The organism is Streptomyces sp. CA-142005, assembly GCF_050942335.1.
Classification (GTDB): domain Bacteria; phylum Actinomycetota; class Actinomycetes; order Streptomycetales; family Streptomycetaceae; genus Streptomyces.
In genome coordinates this window covers 3,097,148-3,111,662 of the sequence record NZ_CP192078.1, presented here as the reverse complement: position 1 = coordinate 3,111,662, position 14,515 = coordinate 3,097,148, and the positions used below count along the sequence as shown (strand labels likewise).

Here is a 14,515-nt window from a genome sequence, read left to right as displayed (position 1 = left end):
CCTGCGCCGGCTCCCGCGGTGGCGGGCGTCGCCGCCGGTCGGATGGCAGGCTTGAGGCCTGCCGTGTGACCGTCGACACCCCGGAGCGCCGGCCGTGGATCAGTTGGCTCTGTTGTTCGTCCTGCTGCTCGGGGCCCTGGTGAGCGTCCCGGTGGGGGACCGGTTCGGGGTGCCGGCGCCGGTGCTGATGACCCTGTTCGGCGGGGCCCTCGCGGTGGCCGACTTCGTGCCGAACGTGGACATCCCGCCGGAGCTGATCCTGCCCGGGCTGCTCCCACCGCTGCTCTACGCCGCCGTACGGCGCACCTCCTGGCGGCAGTTCGCGGCCAACGTCCGCCCGATCCTGCTGCTGGCCGTCGCGCTGGTGTTCGTCACGATGGTGTGCGTGGCGTTCGTCGCCCACACGATCGTGCCGGGGCTGCCGATCGCCGCCGCCTTCGCGCTCGGCGCGCTGATCGCGCCGCCCGACCCGGTCGCCGCGACCAGTGTCGCCGGGCAGCTGGGGCTGCCGCGCCGCCTGGTGTCGATCCTGGAGGGCGAGGGGCTGTTCAACGACGTCACCGCCATCGTGCTGTATCACGTGGCCATCGCCGCGGTCGTGAGCGGCTCGTTCTCGGCGTGGCAGGCCGGGGTGGACCTCGTGCTGTCCGGCGTCGTCGCGGTGGCCGTGGGCCTGGTGCTCGGCTGGGGCGCGAACAGGCTCATGGACCTGCTGGGCGATCCCACCCTGCAGATCGGCATGACCCTGCTGGTGCCGTACGCCTCCTATGTGCTCGCCGAGAAGCTGCACGGCTCCGGGGTGCTCGCGGTGCTCACCACCGCGCTGTTCCTCGCCGAGTACGCCACCGACGCGGACGACGTGATGACCCGGCTGGCCGGGCACACCTTCTGGGACATCATCGACACCCTGGTCACCGGCGTGGCGTTCGGACTCATCGGCCTCGAACTGCACAACGCCATCCGCACGGCCGAGGGGCGCTGGGGCGAGCTGCTGGGCTGGGCCGCCGCGATCGTGGGCGTGGTGATCGTCGTGCGGCTGGTGTGGCTTCTGCCCGCGACCTGGCTGACCAAACGGCTGCACGCGCGGCGCGACTACGACGAGGAGATCCCGGTCAGCTGGCGGGAGACCGTCGTGATGTGGTGGTCCGGGATGCGCGGGGTGGCCTCGGTGGCGCTGGCGCTGGCGATCCCGCTGCGGACCGACGCCGGCGCGCCGTTCCCCGACCGCGACGAGATCGTCTTCATCGCCTTCGGAGTCATCATCGTCACGCTGGTCCTGCAGGGGCTCACACTGCCGTCACTGGTGCGGTGGCTCGGGGTGCAGGCCGACTCCGAGCGGGAGAAGGAGTTCGAGAAGGAACTGGCGGTACGGGCCGCGAAGGCCGCCAAGCGCAGACTGCGGGAGATCGAACAGGTGGAGGACCTGCCCGAGGACCTGTCCGAGCAGATGCTGCGGCGCGCCTTCGACATCGGGATCCGGATCAGCCCCGACATGGGGGAGGAGGAGCGGCGAGAGGCGCAGCACCAGCGGGCCAAGCGGCTCAAGCGGGTCCGGAACATCCAGAACGAGATGCTGAGCGCGGCGCGCCACGAGGTCCTGGCGGCGCGCAGCGAGCCGGGGGCGGATCCGGAGATCGTGGACCGGGTGCTCAGGCATCTCGACGTGCGCAGTCTGCGGTGAGCTGAGCCCTGTGCATGAAAAGTCATATGAACATGGCGGACCTGTGGATAAATACCGGCATCGTCGGCCGATCACTCCTACTCTCGGATCATGACTCGCAACATCGTGATCAGTGGTGGCGGTACGGGCATCGGGCTGGCCACGGCGCAGGCGTTCGCGGCGGACGGCGACCGGGTGCTGTTGCTGGGGCGGCGCGCGGAGGTGCTGGAGAAGGCCGCGGTGCCCGGCTCCCTCACCTATGCGGCCGACCTGACGGAGCCGGCGGACGTACGGGGCGTGGCAGAGTTCGTCGCCCGGGAACTCGGCACGGTCGACGTGCTCGTGCACAGCGCCGGAGGCGCCGGGGGCCAGCATCCGCCGACCGGTGGCGAGGACCCCCTGGAGCAGGTGGCCCACGCCTGGACCGACAACTTCCGGCTCAATACCCTGACCGCCGCTCTGCTCACCGAAGCCCTGAAGGACCGCCTCGCCGAACCGGGCGGGCGGGTGCTGTTCATCTCGTCCATCGCCGCCTACCGCGGTTCGGGCAGCGGCGCCTACGCGGCGTCCAAGGCCGCGCTGCACCCGTACGCACACGATCTGGCCCGGCAGCTGGGACCGCACGGCATCACCGTGAACGTGGTCGCGCCCGGGTACATCGAGGACACCGAGTTCTTCGGCGCCGGCCCGGCGCCGGAGCGGCGGGCGCAGCTCATCGCCGAGACCTCGACCGGCCGCGCCGGGATACCGGGAGACGTGGCCGCGACCCTGCACTGGCTGGCCTCGCCCGGCGCCGGGCATGTCACCTCCCAGGTCATCCAGGTGAACGGGGGCGCGGAGCGCGGCCATTGACCGGCTCCGCGGGACGCGGCACCGCCTCGGAGGTGTTGACGCGGGGCAGCGCGTAGGGGTGCTCCGCCGCCAGCCAGGCGATCATCTGCTCGCGGACCGTGACCCGCACCGTCCAGATGTCGTCGGCGTCCTTCGCGGTCATCAGGGCCCGCACCTGGACGGTGTTGGGCGTGCTGTCCGTCATCACGAGGCCGTAGGCGCGGCCGTCCCAGGCGGGGCTCTCGCGCAGGATGTCGCGCAGTTTCGCGCGCATCGCCTCGATGGGCGCGCTGTGATCCAGGTGCCAGAAGACGGTGCCGGTCATCTCCGGGGTGCCGCGTGACCAGTTCTCGAAGGGTTTGGAGGTGAAGTACGACACCGGCATGGTGATCCGGCGCTCGTCCCAGGTCCGTACCGTCAGAAAGGTCAGGGTGATCTCCTCGACCGTGCCCCACTCGCCGTCCACGACCACCGTGTCGCCGATGCGCACCATGTCCCCGAAGGCGATCTGCAGCCCGGCGAACATGTTGGACAGAGTCGACTGGGCGGCGACACCGGCCACGATGCCGAGGACGCCGGCCGAGGCCAGCAGCGAGGCGCCGGCCGCGCGCATCGCCGGGAACGTCAGCAGCATGGCGGCGATCGCCACGACGATGACGATCGCGGACACCACCCGCATGATCAGCTCCACCTGGGTGCGCACCCTGCGTACCCGGGCCGGATCCCGGTGCGCGCGGGCGTAGCGGCTGTAGGTGGTCTCGACGATCGCCGAGGCGATCCGGATCACCAGCCAGGCGGCGGAGCCGATCAGCACCAGCGTCAGTGCCCGGCCGATGCCGATCTGGTGCCGTTCCAGCACCTTCGCCTGGTCGTAGGACCCGCGAAGCAGGGCGGCGCACAGCACGAGCTGGTAGGGGATGCGGCCGCGGCGCAGCAGCTCCCACAGCGGTGAGTCGTGGTCGCGTTCGTCGGCCTTGCGCAGCAGCCGGTCGGTGGCCCAGCCGATGGCGAGCGTGAGCAGCACCGCACCGCCGATCACGATCACGGGGCGGACTAGGATCTCCATGCCTGCGCTCCTTACCGGAGCCCGGCGGGCATGAACATGTGAGTTCGGCGTGTTCGCGGGTACGGCGGCCGAGGCGGTGTCGCACCGGCTGGCACCATGGCCTCATGAACATCATGCTTTTTCACTCGACCTACGGCCTCAGGCCCGCGGTGCGCGAGGCCGCGGACCGGCTGCGCGCGGCCGGCCACGAGGTGTGGACGCCGGACCTCTTCGAGGGGCGCACGTTCGACACCGTCGAGGAGGGCATGCAGTTCAAGGAGTCGATCGGCAAGGAGGAGCTGCTGAAGCGGGCCGTGCTGGCGGCGGCGCCGTACTCGGACCGCGGGCTGGTGTACGCCGGGTTCTCGCTCGGCGCCTCGATCGCCCAGACCCTCGCCCTCGGCGACGACAAGGCGCGCGGGCTGCTGCTTCTGCACGGCACCTCGGACATCGCGCCGACCGCGCACGTGGACGAGCTGCCGGTGCAGCTGCATGTGGCCGAGCCGGACCCGTTCGAGACGGACGACTGGCTGACCGCCTGGTATCTGCAGATGGGCCGCGCCGGAGCCGACGTGGAGGTCTACCGCTACGCGGGCGCCGGGCACCTCTACACCGACCCCGGGCTGCCGGATTACGACGCCGAGGCGGCCGAGGCCACCTGGCGGGTGGCGCTCGGCTTCCTCGACAGCCTTCAGGAGGGGTAGCCGCCGGCTACACCGGGTCGTACGTCCGCTCGACCTTCTGGGTGCCGCTGCGGGTGCGGTAGGAGCGCACCCACGTGGAGGTCGCGTTCGGGTCGGTGCGGTCGGACAGGACGTAGTAGTCCATCTGCGCGCGGTCGGCGGTGATGTCCAGCACGCCGTAGCCGTGCCGGTCGGTGTCCACCCAGTGGACGTGCCGGTTGGCGACCTCGATGAGCGGCGCGGCGAGCGCGGAGACCGTGCCCTCGGGGACCTTGACGATGTCGTCGAGGTTGTCGGAGGTCACCGAGGTGATCACGAACTCGGTGGCCGCCGACGGCGACAGCGGGTAGGTGCCCGCGTCCACCGGCACGTCGTTGGCCCAGGACATGTGGATGTCCCCGGTCAGGAAGACGGTGTTGCCGATGCCGTTCGAGCGCAGGTGGTCGACGAGTTCACGGCGGTCGTGGGTGTAGCCGTCCCACTGGTCGGTGTTGACGCCGATGCCGTCCTGCGGCAGGTCGAGCAGCTTGGCGAGCGGCTTGAGCAGGTCGGCGGTGAGCGAGCCGACGACGAACGGCGCGATCATCACCGAGTTGCCGACCAGCCGCCACTTGGTGTCGGAGGCCTTGAGCCCCGCCTTCAGCCAGTCGAGCTGGGCCCGCCCGGTGATCGTGCGGTTCGGGTCGTCCACCGAACCGCTGCCCGCGGACGCCTGCTGGGAGCGGAAGGAGCGCAGGTCCAGCAGGGACAGATCGGCGAGCTTGCCGAAGCGCAGCCGGCGGTAGGTGGTGCCCTCGATCGCGGTACGGACCGGCATCCACTCGAAGTAGGCCTGCTTGGCGGCCGCCTTGCGGGCGGTCCAGGTGCCCTCGGCACCCTCTGTGTGGTTGACCGCGCCGCCCGACCAGGCGTTGTCGGCGAACTCGTGGTCGTCCCAGATCGCGATGACCGGCGCCTTCAGATGCAGGGCCTGCAGGTCGGGGTCGGTCTTGTACTTCGCGTGCCGGGTCCGGTAGTCGGCGAGCGTGATGATCTCGTTCGCCGGCGCGTGCGGGCGGACGACCGTGCCGCGCGCCGCGTACTCGCCGGACTTGTACTCGTAGATGTAGTCGCCGAGGTGCAGCCAGGCGTCCAGGTCGCCGCGGGCCGCGAGATGGCGGTAGGCGGCGAAGTAGCCGGCCTCCCAGTTGGCGCAGGTGACCACGCCGAAGCGCAGGGAGGACACGGTCGCGTCCGCCGCCGGCGCGGTGCGGGTGCGCGCCACCGGGGAGTCGGTGCCGCCGGCCGAGAAGCGGAACCAGTAGTCGGTCGCCGGCTGCAGGCCGCGGACGTCGGCCTTCACGGTGTGGTCGGAGGCGGCGGTCGCGGTGACGGTGCCCTTGGCGACGATGCTGGTGAACGCCTTGTCCCGGGCGACGACCCAGCCCACCTCGGTGTCCGGGCCGACCCCGGAGCCGGGTATGGCCTCGGGGGTCGGGGTCACCCGCGTCCACAGCAGGACGCCGTCGGGCAGCGGGTCACCGGAGGCGACACCGTGCAGGAAGGCGGGGGCCTGGTCGGCGGCGCGCGCCGGAAGGGAGGCGGCGAGCGGGCCGGCCAGGACAGCGGTCGCCGCCGCGGCCTTGACGACCGTACGGCGGCGAGGGGAGAGGGAGTTGGGGCCTTCGGCGGCCGGAAACGATCTGTATCGACTGGTCACGACCGATCAGGTTACTGATCGGTACACGCGAGAGCGGGCGAACTCGGAAAGTTCGCCCGCTCTTCACGTGAAGGCCGGTTTCCGAGGGGCCGTCAGCCCTTCAGGGCCGCGTCGACGGCCTTGTCGAAGTCGGCCACGGTCATGGGCGGGTTCTTGCCGTCGGCGCCCGTCAGCGTCTTGCCGTCCATCTTCAGGGTCGGCGTGCCCTGGATGCGGTCCTTGTCGAAGATCTTGGACTCCTCCAGCGCCCACCGGTCGTAGGTGCCGTCCTTCACGGCCTTCTGGAATGCCGCGTTGCCCTTCAGGGCGGGGACGGTGTCGGCGATCTTGATCAGGTAGGCGTCGTCCTTGAACTTGTCGTCGTTCTCGTCCGGGTGCCACTTCGTCGAGTACATCGCGGCCTTGTACTCGAGGAACGCCTCCGGGCTGACGTTGAGCGCGGCGCCGAGGGCGCTGAGCGCGTTCTTCGAGCCCACACCCGGCAGGTTCTTGTCGAGGAAGGTGGCACCGACGTAGCGGAGCTTGAACTTGCCGCTGTCGATGTCCTGCTTCACCGTCGAGCCGACGGTCTGCTCGAACTGCGCGCACACGGGGCAGCGCGGGTCCTCGTAGATGGTGAGGGTCTTCTGGGCGGTGCTCTTGCCGATGACGACGGTCGTGCCGTCCGTGCCCGTGGTGTTGGCTGGCTTCACGAGCGTCTTGTCCTTGGCGGCGTCCCATCCGGTGGGCTTGTTCCCCTGGACGACGGCATAGCCGATGCCGCCGGCCGCGGCCAGCACGGCCACGACCGAGGCGGCCACGATGACCTGCCGCCTGGCCTTGTCGCGCTTGGCCTGCCGCTCGCGCTCCTGGCGCAGCCGCTCCCGGGCCGCCGTCTTGGCCGACTGGCTGTTCCGCTTGCTCATGTTGGTGATCTCCGTGTGGGACGCGCACATGCCGTACGCGGGATACGTGTGGGGGACTGGGTGTGCTCAGTGCTGCCGCCCGGGCGCCGTTCGACCGGGCGCCGCGGAGCCGGTGCCGCTCAGCCGCCGATGCTCAGCCGGCGGCGAGGGCGGGCGAGCACGGCGGTCCACGCCGTCCCAGGGAGTGCACGAGGAGCCGGTCGCGGGCGGCGGACCGGCGCGGGACCGGGCGCGGCAGCCGGCGCGCCGGGGTCAGTCGGACGGCGACCGCGGCGACCGCGAGCAGCAGCGGCCGGAAGGCGGTGGCGGCGACCGCGCGCAGCAGCTGCACCAGCGCCCGCTCGCCCCGGCGCAGCCAGGCGGCGGCGAGCAGGCCCACGCAGAGATGCGCGGCGAGCAGCAGCCAGGCGGCCGCCGGACTGGCGTGCGCGAGCAGGGCCCCGGGACGGCCGTGCGCCCCGGTCATCTGGGCCAGCGGGGAGCCGACGGCACCGCCCTGGCACAGCACGTCGAAGCCGAACGTGTGCAGGGGGCCGGCGACCGGGCCGCCCGCCCGGCCGTAACAGGTGTTCTGGCCGGTGGTGAACACCGTGTCGGCGGCCAGTTCCAGCGGGATCAGCAGGGCCGCGATCCGGCCGAAGCCGCGCTCGCGGCCCGCCAGGGCATACGCCGTGGCGAACACCGCGGCGGCGACCGCGAGCACGGTCGCCACCGGCAGGGGGGCCCGGGACAGCAGCACGTGCGACGCGGTGCTGAGCGTCACGACGACAGCCGTGAACAGCGCCGCGCGCACGGCTCTGAGCTGGATCCCGGATATGTCCATAGCGAAAGAAGAGTCTGACACGAAGGCGGTTAAGAGACCCCTAAAGGGCGCCTGTGAGTTGCGAAGGTTACAGCCCCGGGATCCGGCCGTTGCGGAACAGGTCGACGAAGATCTGGTGGTCGGCACGCGCGCGTGCGCCGTAGCCGTGCGCGAAGTCCACCAGGAGCGGCGCGAAGCCCTCCTCGTCGGCGGCGATGGCCGCGTCGATGGCCCGCTCGGTGGAGAACGGCACCAGGGACTCGCCGGAGGTGTCGTCCGCCGCCGCGTGCATCGTCGCCGTGGCCCTGCCCAGGTCGGCGACGACCTGCGCGATCTCCTCCGGGTCGTCGATGTCGCCCCAGTCCAGGTCGACGGCGTACGGCGATACCTCGGCCACCAGCTGGCCCGTGCCGTCCAGCTCCGTCCAGCCCAGCCACGGGTCGGCGTGTGCCTGCAGGGCGCGCTGGGAGATCACCGTGCGGTGGCCCTCGTGCTGGAAATAGCCGGCGATGGCCGGATCCGTGATGTGCCGGGAGACCGCCGGGGTCTGGGCCTGCTTGATGTAGATCACGACGTCGTTCTCCAGGGCGTCGCTGTGCCCCTCCAGCAGGATGTTGTACGACGGCAGGCCGGCCGAGCCGATGCCGATGCCGCGGCGGCCGACGACGTCCTTCACCCGGTAGGAGTCGGGGCGGGCCAGGGAGGAGTCCGGCAGCGTCTCCAGATAGCCGTCGAAGGCCGCGAGGACCTTGTAGCGGGTGGCCGCGTCCAGCTCGATGGAGCCGCCGCCGGGGGCGAAGCGGCGCTCGAAGTCGCGGATCTCGGTCATCGAGTCCAGCAGCTCGAAGCGGGTCAGCGAGCGGGCGGCGCGCAGGGCGCCCAGCAGGGGGCCCTCGGCGGTGTCCAGGGTGAACGGCGGCACCTCGTCGCTCTTCGCGCCCGTGGCCAGGGCGTGGATGCGCTCACGGTAGGCGGTCGCGTAGACCGTCACCAGCTCGGTGATCTGCTCGTCGCTGAGCGCCTTCGCGTACCCGACGAGCGCGACCGACGCCGAGAAGCGCTTCAGGTCCCAGGTGAACGGGCCGACGTAGGCCTCGTCGAAGTCGTTGACGTTGAAGACCAGGCGGCCGTTGGAGTCCATGTACGTGCCGAAGTTCTCCGCGTGCAGGTCGCCGTGGATCCACACGCGCGAGGTGCGGTCGTCCAGGTACGGGCCGCCCCGCTTCTCGGCGTCCAGATCGTGGTAGAAGAGGCACGCCGTGCCCCGGTAGAACGCGAAGGCCGAGGCCGCCATCTTCCGGAACTTCACCCGGAACGCGGCCGGGTCGGCGGCCAGGAGCCGGCCGAAGGCGGTGTCGAAGACGGCGAGGATCTCCTCGCCGCGCTGCTCGTCGCTGAGCTGGGGTGCCGACATCGCTGGGTGCCTCCTGGTGCGGTGCATGAATGTGCGTGAATGAGTACGACAGCGCTTCCGTCGTCTCCAACGGGCGACGCCACGCGGGAGTGCCCGGTTCCCCCATGAAGGTACGCAGGGATCCCCCTCCTGTGTCAGTCCCGGGGCATAGACTTCGACGCTGACCCCAGAACTGTCCGCCCGCCCGCTACCGAGTGTTTCCACCGGAGGCCATACCGTGTCAAAGCCGCCCTTCACGCACCTGCACGTCCACACCCAGTACTCGCTGCTGGACGGTGCCGCGCGGCTCAAGGACATGTTCAACGCCTGCAACGAGATGGGCATGACGCACATCGCCATGTCCGACCACGGCAACCTCCACGGGGCGTACGACTTCTTCCACTCCGCGAAGAAGGCCGGAATCACCCCGATCATCGGGATCGAGGCGTATGTCGCCCCCGAGTCCCGGCGCAACAAGCGCAAGATCCTCTGGGGCCAGCCGCACCAGAAGCGGGACGACATCTCCGGTTCCGGTGGTTACACCCACAAGACGATGTGGGCCGTGAACAAGACCGGCCTGCACAACCTCTTCCGCCTCTCCTCCGACGCCTACGCCGAGGGCTGGCTGCAGAAGTGGCCCCGGATGGACAAGGAGACCATCGCCCAGTGGTCCGAGGGCATCGTCGCCTCCACCGGCTGCCCCTCCGGCGAGGTGCAGACCCGGCTGCGCCTCGGCCACTTCGACGAGGCACTGAAGGCCGCCGCCGACTACCAGGACATCTTCGGCAAGGACCGGTACTTCCTGGAGCTGATGGACCACGGCATCGAGATCGAGCGCCGGGTCCGCGACGGCCTGCTGGAGATCGGCAGGAAGCTCGGCATCCCCCCGCTGGTCACCAACGACTCGCACTACACCTACGCGCACGAGGCCAGTGCCCACGACGCCCTGCTGTGCATCCAGACCGGCAAGAACCTCTCCGACCCGGACCGCTTCAAGTTCGACGGCACCGGCTACTACCTGAAGTCCACGGACGAGATGTACGCCATCGACTCCTCGGACGCCTGGCAGGAGGGCTGCGCCAACACGCTCCTCGTCGCCGAGATGGTCGACACGGACGGCATGTTCGAGAAGCGCGACCTGATGCCCAAGTTCGACATCCCCGAGGGCTACACCGAGGTCACCTGGTTCAAGGAGGAGGTCCGCCGCGGCATGGAGCGCCGCTACCCGGGCGGCATCCCCGAGGACCGCCAGAAGCAGGCCGACTACGAGATGGACGTCATCATCTCGATGGGCTTCCCCGGCTACTTCCTCGTCGTCGCCGACTTCATCATGTGGGCCAAGAACAACGGCATCGCCGTCGGCCCCGGCCGAGGCTCCGCGGCCGGCTCGATCGTCGCCTACGCCATGGGCATCACCGACCTCGACCCGATCCCGCACGGCCTGATCTTCGAGCGCTTCCTCAACCCCGAGCGCATCTCGATGCCCGATGTCGACATCGACTTCGACGAGCGCCGGCGCGTCGAGGTGATCCGGTACGTGACCGAGAAGTACGGCGCCGACAAGGTCGCCATGATCGGCACCTACGGCACCATCAAGGCCAAGAACGCGATCAAGGACTCCGCGCGCGTGCTGGGCTACCCCTACGCGATGGGCGACCGCATCACCAAGGCCATGCCCGCCGACGTCCTCGGCAAGGGCATCCCGCTGTCCGGCATCACCGACCCCAGCCACCCCCGGTACTCGGAGGCGGGCGAGGTCCGCTCGATGTACGAGAACGAGCCGGACGTGAAGAAGGTCATCGACACCGCCCGCGGTGTGGAGGGCCTGGTGAGGCAGATGGGCGTGCACGCCGCCGGCGTGATCATGTCCAGCGAGACCATCACCGAGCACGTCCCGGTCTGGGTCCGGCACACCGACGGCGTGACCATCACGCAGTGGGACTACCCGAGCTGTGAGTCGCTCGGCCTGCTGAAGATGGACTTCCTGGGCCTGCGCAACCTCACGATCATGGACGACGCGGTCAAGATGGTGAAGGCCAACAAGGGCCTCGACATCGACCTGCTGTCCCTGCCGCTCGACGACCCCACGACCTTCGATCTGCTCCAGCGCGGCGACACCCTCGGCGTCTTCCAGTTCGACGGCGGCCCCATGCGGTCCCTGCTGCGGCTGATGAAGCCCGACAACTTCGAAGACATCTCCGCCGTGTCGGCCCTGTACCGCCCGGGCCCGATGGGCATGAACTCCCACACCAACTACGCGCTGCGCAAGAACGGGCAGCAGGAGATCACGCCGATCCACCCCGAGCTGGAGGCGCCGCTCAAGGAGGTCCTGGACGTCACCTACGGCCTGATCGTCTACCAGGAGCAGGTGCAGAAGGCCGCCCAGATCATCGCGGGCTACTCGCTCGGCGAGGCCGACATCCTCCGCCGCGTGATGGGCAAGAAGAAGCCCGAGGAACTGGCGAAGAACTTCACCATCTTCCAGGCCGGCGCCCGCAAGAACGGCTACAGCGACGAAGCCATCCAGGCCCTGTGGGACGTGCTGGTCCCCTTCGCCGGCTACGCCTTCAACAAGGCGCACTCCGCCGCGTACGGCCTGGTCTCCTACTGGACCGCCTACCTCAAGGCGAACCACCCCGCCGAGTACATGGCCGCCCTCCTCACCTCCGTCAAGGACGACAAGGACAAGTCGGCGGTCTACCTCAACGAGTGCCGCCGCATGGGCATCCGGGTGCTCCCGCCGAACGTCAACGAGTCCGAGGCCAACTTCGCGGCCCAGGGCGACGACGTGATCCTCTTCGGCCTCTCCGCCGTCCGCAACGTCGGCACCAACGTCGTCGAGTCGATCATCAAGTGCCGCAAGGCGAAGGGGAAGTACGCCTCCTTCCCCGACTACCTCGACAAGGTCGAGGCGGTGGTCTGCAACAAGCGCACCACCGAATCGCTCATCAAGGCCGGCGCCTTCGACACCATGGGGCACACCCGCAAGGGGCTCATGGCGCAGTACGAGCCGATGATCGACAACGTGGTCGCGGTCAAACGCAAGGAGGCCGAGGGGCAGTTCGACCTCTTCGGCGGCATGGGCGAGGACACCAGCAGCGAGCCCGGCTTCGGACTCGACGTGGAGTTCTCCACCGACGAGTGGGACAAGACCTATCTGCTCGCCCAGGAACGGGAGATGCTCGGTCTGTACGTCTCCGACCACCCGCTCTTCGGTCTGGAACACGTCCTCGCCGACAAGGCCGACGCGGGCATCGCCCAGCTCACCGGAGGCGAACACGCCGACGGCGCGGTCGTGACCATCGGCGGCATCATCTCCGGTCTGCAGCGCAAGATGACCAAGCAGGGCAACGCCTGGGCGATCGCCACCGTCGAGGACCTCGCAGGCTCCATCGAGTGCATGTTCTTCCCGGCGACCTACCAGCTGGTGTCGACCCAACTCGTCGAGGACGCCGTGGTGTTCGTCAAGGGCCGCCTCGACAAGCGCGAGGACGTGCCCCGGCTCGTCGCCATGGAGCTGATGGTCCCGGACCTGTCCAACGCGGGCACCAACGCGCCGGTGGTCCTCACCATCCCGGCCGTGAAGGTCACTCCGCCCATGGTCAGCCGCCTTGGCGAGATCCTCAGCCACCACAAGGGCGACAGCGAGGTCCGCATCAAGCTGCAGGGCCCGCGCAAGACCACCGTGCTGCGCCTGGACCGGCACCGGGTCAAGCCCGACCCGGCGCTCTTCGGCGACTTGAAGGTGCTGCTCGGCCCGTCCTGCCTGGCCGGCTGACACCGCGCTGCGCGAGGGCACGCACGAAGGGGCGCACCCGCCAAGGGTGCGCCCCTCCTGTGTGCTTGGGCTTCAACTGCCCTTTAGTTGTGGCCGAAGCTCTTCCGCTTCTTGCCGGCAACATCAGCCGGGCTGCCCTGGATGTGCGACACCGGCGACTCATGCGCCTCCGTCTGCCGCTGCGCGTGCTCGTGGGACTGCTCGGTGTGCGACGCGCGGTTCTGCGGGCCGGCCTGCTTACGGTTCTTGTTCTTGGCCATGGTGATCTGCCTCCTGTGGGGGATCTAGGGGCCAGGGCCGGGACCAGATTCACATACGCTGACATCAAGCGCATGTCGGATAATTACCGTGTGTGACAGGGCAGGTGGGCGATCGCGACCCGCAAACGCCACGCCGAAGATCGAGTTCGGGCCGTTAACCCTCGCGCCGTCGGGCAGACTCGAAGGAAGTCCGAAGCAAAACCTCCCGGGAAGAGGGTGAGTCGCGTGGACCGCTGCATCGTCCTGGTGGACGCCGGGTACCTGCTGGGAGCCGCCGCCAGCCTCCTCGCCGGTGAGCCCTCGCGGTCCCGGATCACCGTCGACCACAGCGCACTGATCCAGGCGCTGCGGGAACGCGCGGAGTCCGACACCGAGCGTCCCCTGCTGCGCATCTACTGGTTCGACGGCGCCCCCGACCGTGTCCCCCAACCGGAGCATCGCCGGCTGCGGGTGATGCCCCGGGTCACCGTCCGGCTCGGCGCCCTCACCCGCAGCGACGGACGCTGGGCGCAGAAGGGCGTGGACGCCGCCATGCACGCCGAGCTGACCGAGCTGGCCCGCAACCGAGCCTGCTCCGACATCGTCCTCGTCACCGGCGACGGCGATCTGCTGCCCGGCATGATGGCCGCCAAGGAGCACGGCGTCGCCGTCCACCTGTGGGCCGTACAGGCCGCCGACGGCGACTACAACCAGTCCGAGGACCTGGTCGCCGAGGCCGACGAGCGGCGTGTGCTGGACCGCGCCTGGATCACCCAGGCCGTCCGCGCCAAGGAACTGACCGGCGTCTGCGCCCCGCCGCCCGCGCCCCGGCCCGAGATCGCCGCGATCCTCTCCGCACCGCTGCCCGAGTCCGCGCTCACCACGGCGGCCGAGCGGCCGCCCGAAGAGGGCGGGCCCCGGTCGGCCACGGCGGTCACGGAGAACGGCACCCAGGAGCGGGCCGCCGGCCACAAGGGCGTCCCCACCCCCAAGGACCTCGCCGCGCTGCGCGCCCCCGGCAGTCAGCCCGCCCAGCACCCGGCGACCGCGACCCTGCGCTGGTCCTCCGACAAGGGCTGGGTGGACCGGCCGGGCGGGGTCGCCGAGCCGCCCGAGGTCGCCTCCATGCCGACGCTCGCCCAGCTCACCACGGCGGAGCAGCGGTGGGCCGACCGCGAGGAGGACATCACCACCGTCGGCGGCGACCCGTACGAGGTAGGACAGGTCTTCGCGCGCCGCTGGATGTCCCGGCTCGGCGACCAGACCCATCTGCAGAAGCTGTCGCAGCTGTATCCGCGGATCCCGCACCGCATCGACGGCGAGCTGCTGCGGTACGCCGCGCGGTTCGGGCTGCTCGCCCACAAGGACGACCAGATCGACGAGCACGACCGCTACGCCATTCGGGCGGGGTTCTGGCGGGAGATCGACGTGCCGGCGGCGGCGGAGAGCACGACGGGGGAGTGACGGCGGGGATTTCTTA

At 70.0% G+C, this 14,515-nt stretch carries 11 protein-coding genes; 5 read left to right on the top strand and 6 right to left on the bottom strand.

Annotated elements, in window-relative coordinates:
- Nucleotides 1-94: 94 nt before the first annotated feature.
- On the top strand, nucleotides 95-1,681 hold the full coding sequence (locus ACQPXS_RS14815; RefSeq protein WP_356304707.1) for a Na+/H+ antiporter: 1,587 nt from the start codon (nucleotides 95-97) through the stop codon (nucleotides 1,679-1,681).
- Between the two features lie 90 nt (nucleotides 1,682-1,771).
- On the top strand, nucleotides 1,772-2,512 hold the full coding sequence (locus ACQPXS_RS14810; RefSeq protein ID WP_356304704.1) for an SDR family NAD(P)-dependent oxidoreductase: 741 nt from the start codon (nucleotides 1,772-1,774) through the stop codon (nucleotides 2,510-2,512).
- On the opposite strand, the gene ACQPXS_RS14805 is transcribed toward ACQPXS_RS14810, so the two are convergent.
- A complete protein-coding gene (locus tag ACQPXS_RS14805; protein ID WP_433449668.1) occupies nucleotides 2,475-3,557 on the bottom strand; it encodes a mechanosensitive ion channel family protein in 1,083 nt (360 codons plus the stop codon). The genes ACQPXS_RS14810 and ACQPXS_RS14805 overlap by 38 nt on opposite strands.
- Before the next feature lie 104 nt (nucleotides 3,558-3,661).
- Between ACQPXS_RS14805 and ACQPXS_RS14800 the strand changes: the two genes are divergently transcribed.
- Nucleotides 3,662-4,240 carry a dienelactone hydrolase family protein gene (locus ACQPXS_RS14800; protein ID WP_351800456.1) on the top strand — a complete coding sequence of 193 codons (579 nt, stop codon included), beginning with the start codon at nucleotides 3,662-3,664 and terminating at the stop codon, nucleotides 4,238-4,240.
- 7 nt (nucleotides 4,241-4,247) lie between these two features.
- On the opposite strand, the gene ACQPXS_RS14795 is transcribed toward ACQPXS_RS14800, so the two are convergent.
- The 4 genes from ACQPXS_RS14795 to ACQPXS_RS14780 all read right to left on the bottom strand — a co-directional run bounded on the left by ACQPXS_RS14795 (nucleotide 4,248) and on the right by ACQPXS_RS14780 (nucleotide 9,039).
- The gene (locus tag ACQPXS_RS14795) at nucleotides 4,248-5,918 is read right to left on the bottom strand and encodes an alkaline phosphatase D family protein (protein ID WP_433449665.1); all 1,671 of its coding nucleotides are present in this window, start codon (nucleotides 5,916-5,918) and stop codon (nucleotides 4,248-4,250) included.
- A 92-nt stretch (nucleotides 5,919-6,010) separates the two neighbouring features.
- Nucleotides 6,011-6,823, bottom strand: a complete 813-nt coding sequence (locus ACQPXS_RS14790; protein WP_433449663.1) for a thioredoxin domain-containing protein — start codon at nucleotides 6,821-6,823, stop codon at nucleotides 6,011-6,013.
- A gap of 133 nt (nucleotides 6,824-6,956) precedes the next feature.
- Nucleotides 6,957-7,646: a hypothetical protein gene (locus tag ACQPXS_RS14785; RefSeq protein ID WP_433449661.1), complete on the bottom strand. Its 690-nt coding sequence runs from the start codon at nucleotides 7,644-7,646 to the stop codon at nucleotides 6,957-6,959.
- Between the two features lie 67 nt (nucleotides 7,647-7,713).
- Entirely contained in the window at nucleotides 7,714-9,039 is a 1,326-nt protein-coding gene (locus ACQPXS_RS14780; RefSeq protein ID WP_433449659.1) for a DUF2252 domain-containing protein, read from the bottom strand.
- 217 nt (nucleotides 9,040-9,256) lie between these two features.
- Between ACQPXS_RS14780 and dnaE the strand changes: the two genes are divergently transcribed.
- Entirely contained in the window at nucleotides 9,257-12,796 is a 3,540-nt protein-coding gene (dnaE, locus tag ACQPXS_RS14775) for a DNA polymerase III subunit alpha (protein ID WP_433449658.1), read from the top strand.
- A gap of 83 nt (nucleotides 12,797-12,879) precedes the next feature.
- Here dnaE and ACQPXS_RS14770 read toward each other — a convergent pair whose 3' ends face one another.
- Entirely contained in the window at nucleotides 12,880-13,056 is a 177-nt protein-coding gene (locus ACQPXS_RS14770) for a hypothetical protein (RefSeq protein WP_356304682.1), read from the bottom strand.
- A gap of 225 nt (nucleotides 13,057-13,281) precedes the next feature.
- Here ACQPXS_RS14770 and ACQPXS_RS14765 point away from each other — a divergent pair, with 225 nt between their 5' ends.
- Entirely contained in the window at nucleotides 13,282-14,499 is a 1,218-nt protein-coding gene (locus ACQPXS_RS14765; protein WP_433449656.1) for an NYN domain-containing protein, read from the top strand.
- The last annotated feature ends 16 nt before the right edge of the window (nucleotides 14,500-14,515 follow it).

What these genes read in the sequence shown, in the direction of transcription:
- ACQPXS_RS14780 (WP_433449659.1), bottom strand. Translation starts at nt 9,039, where the DNA reads ATGTCGGCACCCCAGCTCAGCGACGAGCAGCGCGGCGAGGAGATCCTC.
- ACQPXS_RS14785 (WP_433449661.1), bottom strand. Translation starts at nt 7,646, where the DNA reads ATGGACATATCCGGGATCCAGCTCAGAGCCGTGCGCGCGGCGCTGTTC.
- ACQPXS_RS14810 (WP_356304704.1), top strand. Translation starts at nt 1,772, where the DNA reads ATGACTCGCAACATCGTGATCAGTGGTGGCGGTACGGGCATCGGGCTG.
- ACQPXS_RS14805 (WP_433449668.1), bottom strand. Translation starts at nt 3,557, where the DNA reads ATGGAGATCCTAGTCCGCCCCGTGATCGTGATCGGCGGTGCGGTGCTG.
- ACQPXS_RS14790 (WP_433449663.1), bottom strand. Translation starts at nt 6,823, where the DNA reads ATGAGCAAGCGGAACAGCCAGTCGGCCAAGACGGCGGCCCGGGAGCGG.
- ACQPXS_RS14800 (WP_351800456.1), top strand. Translation starts at nt 3,662, where the DNA reads ATGAACATCATGCTTTTTCACTCGACCTACGGCCTCAGGCCCGCGGTG.
- ACQPXS_RS14770 (WP_356304682.1), bottom strand. Translation starts at nt 13,056, where the DNA reads ATGGCCAAGAACAAGAACCGTAAGCAGGCCGGCCCGCAGAACCGCGCG.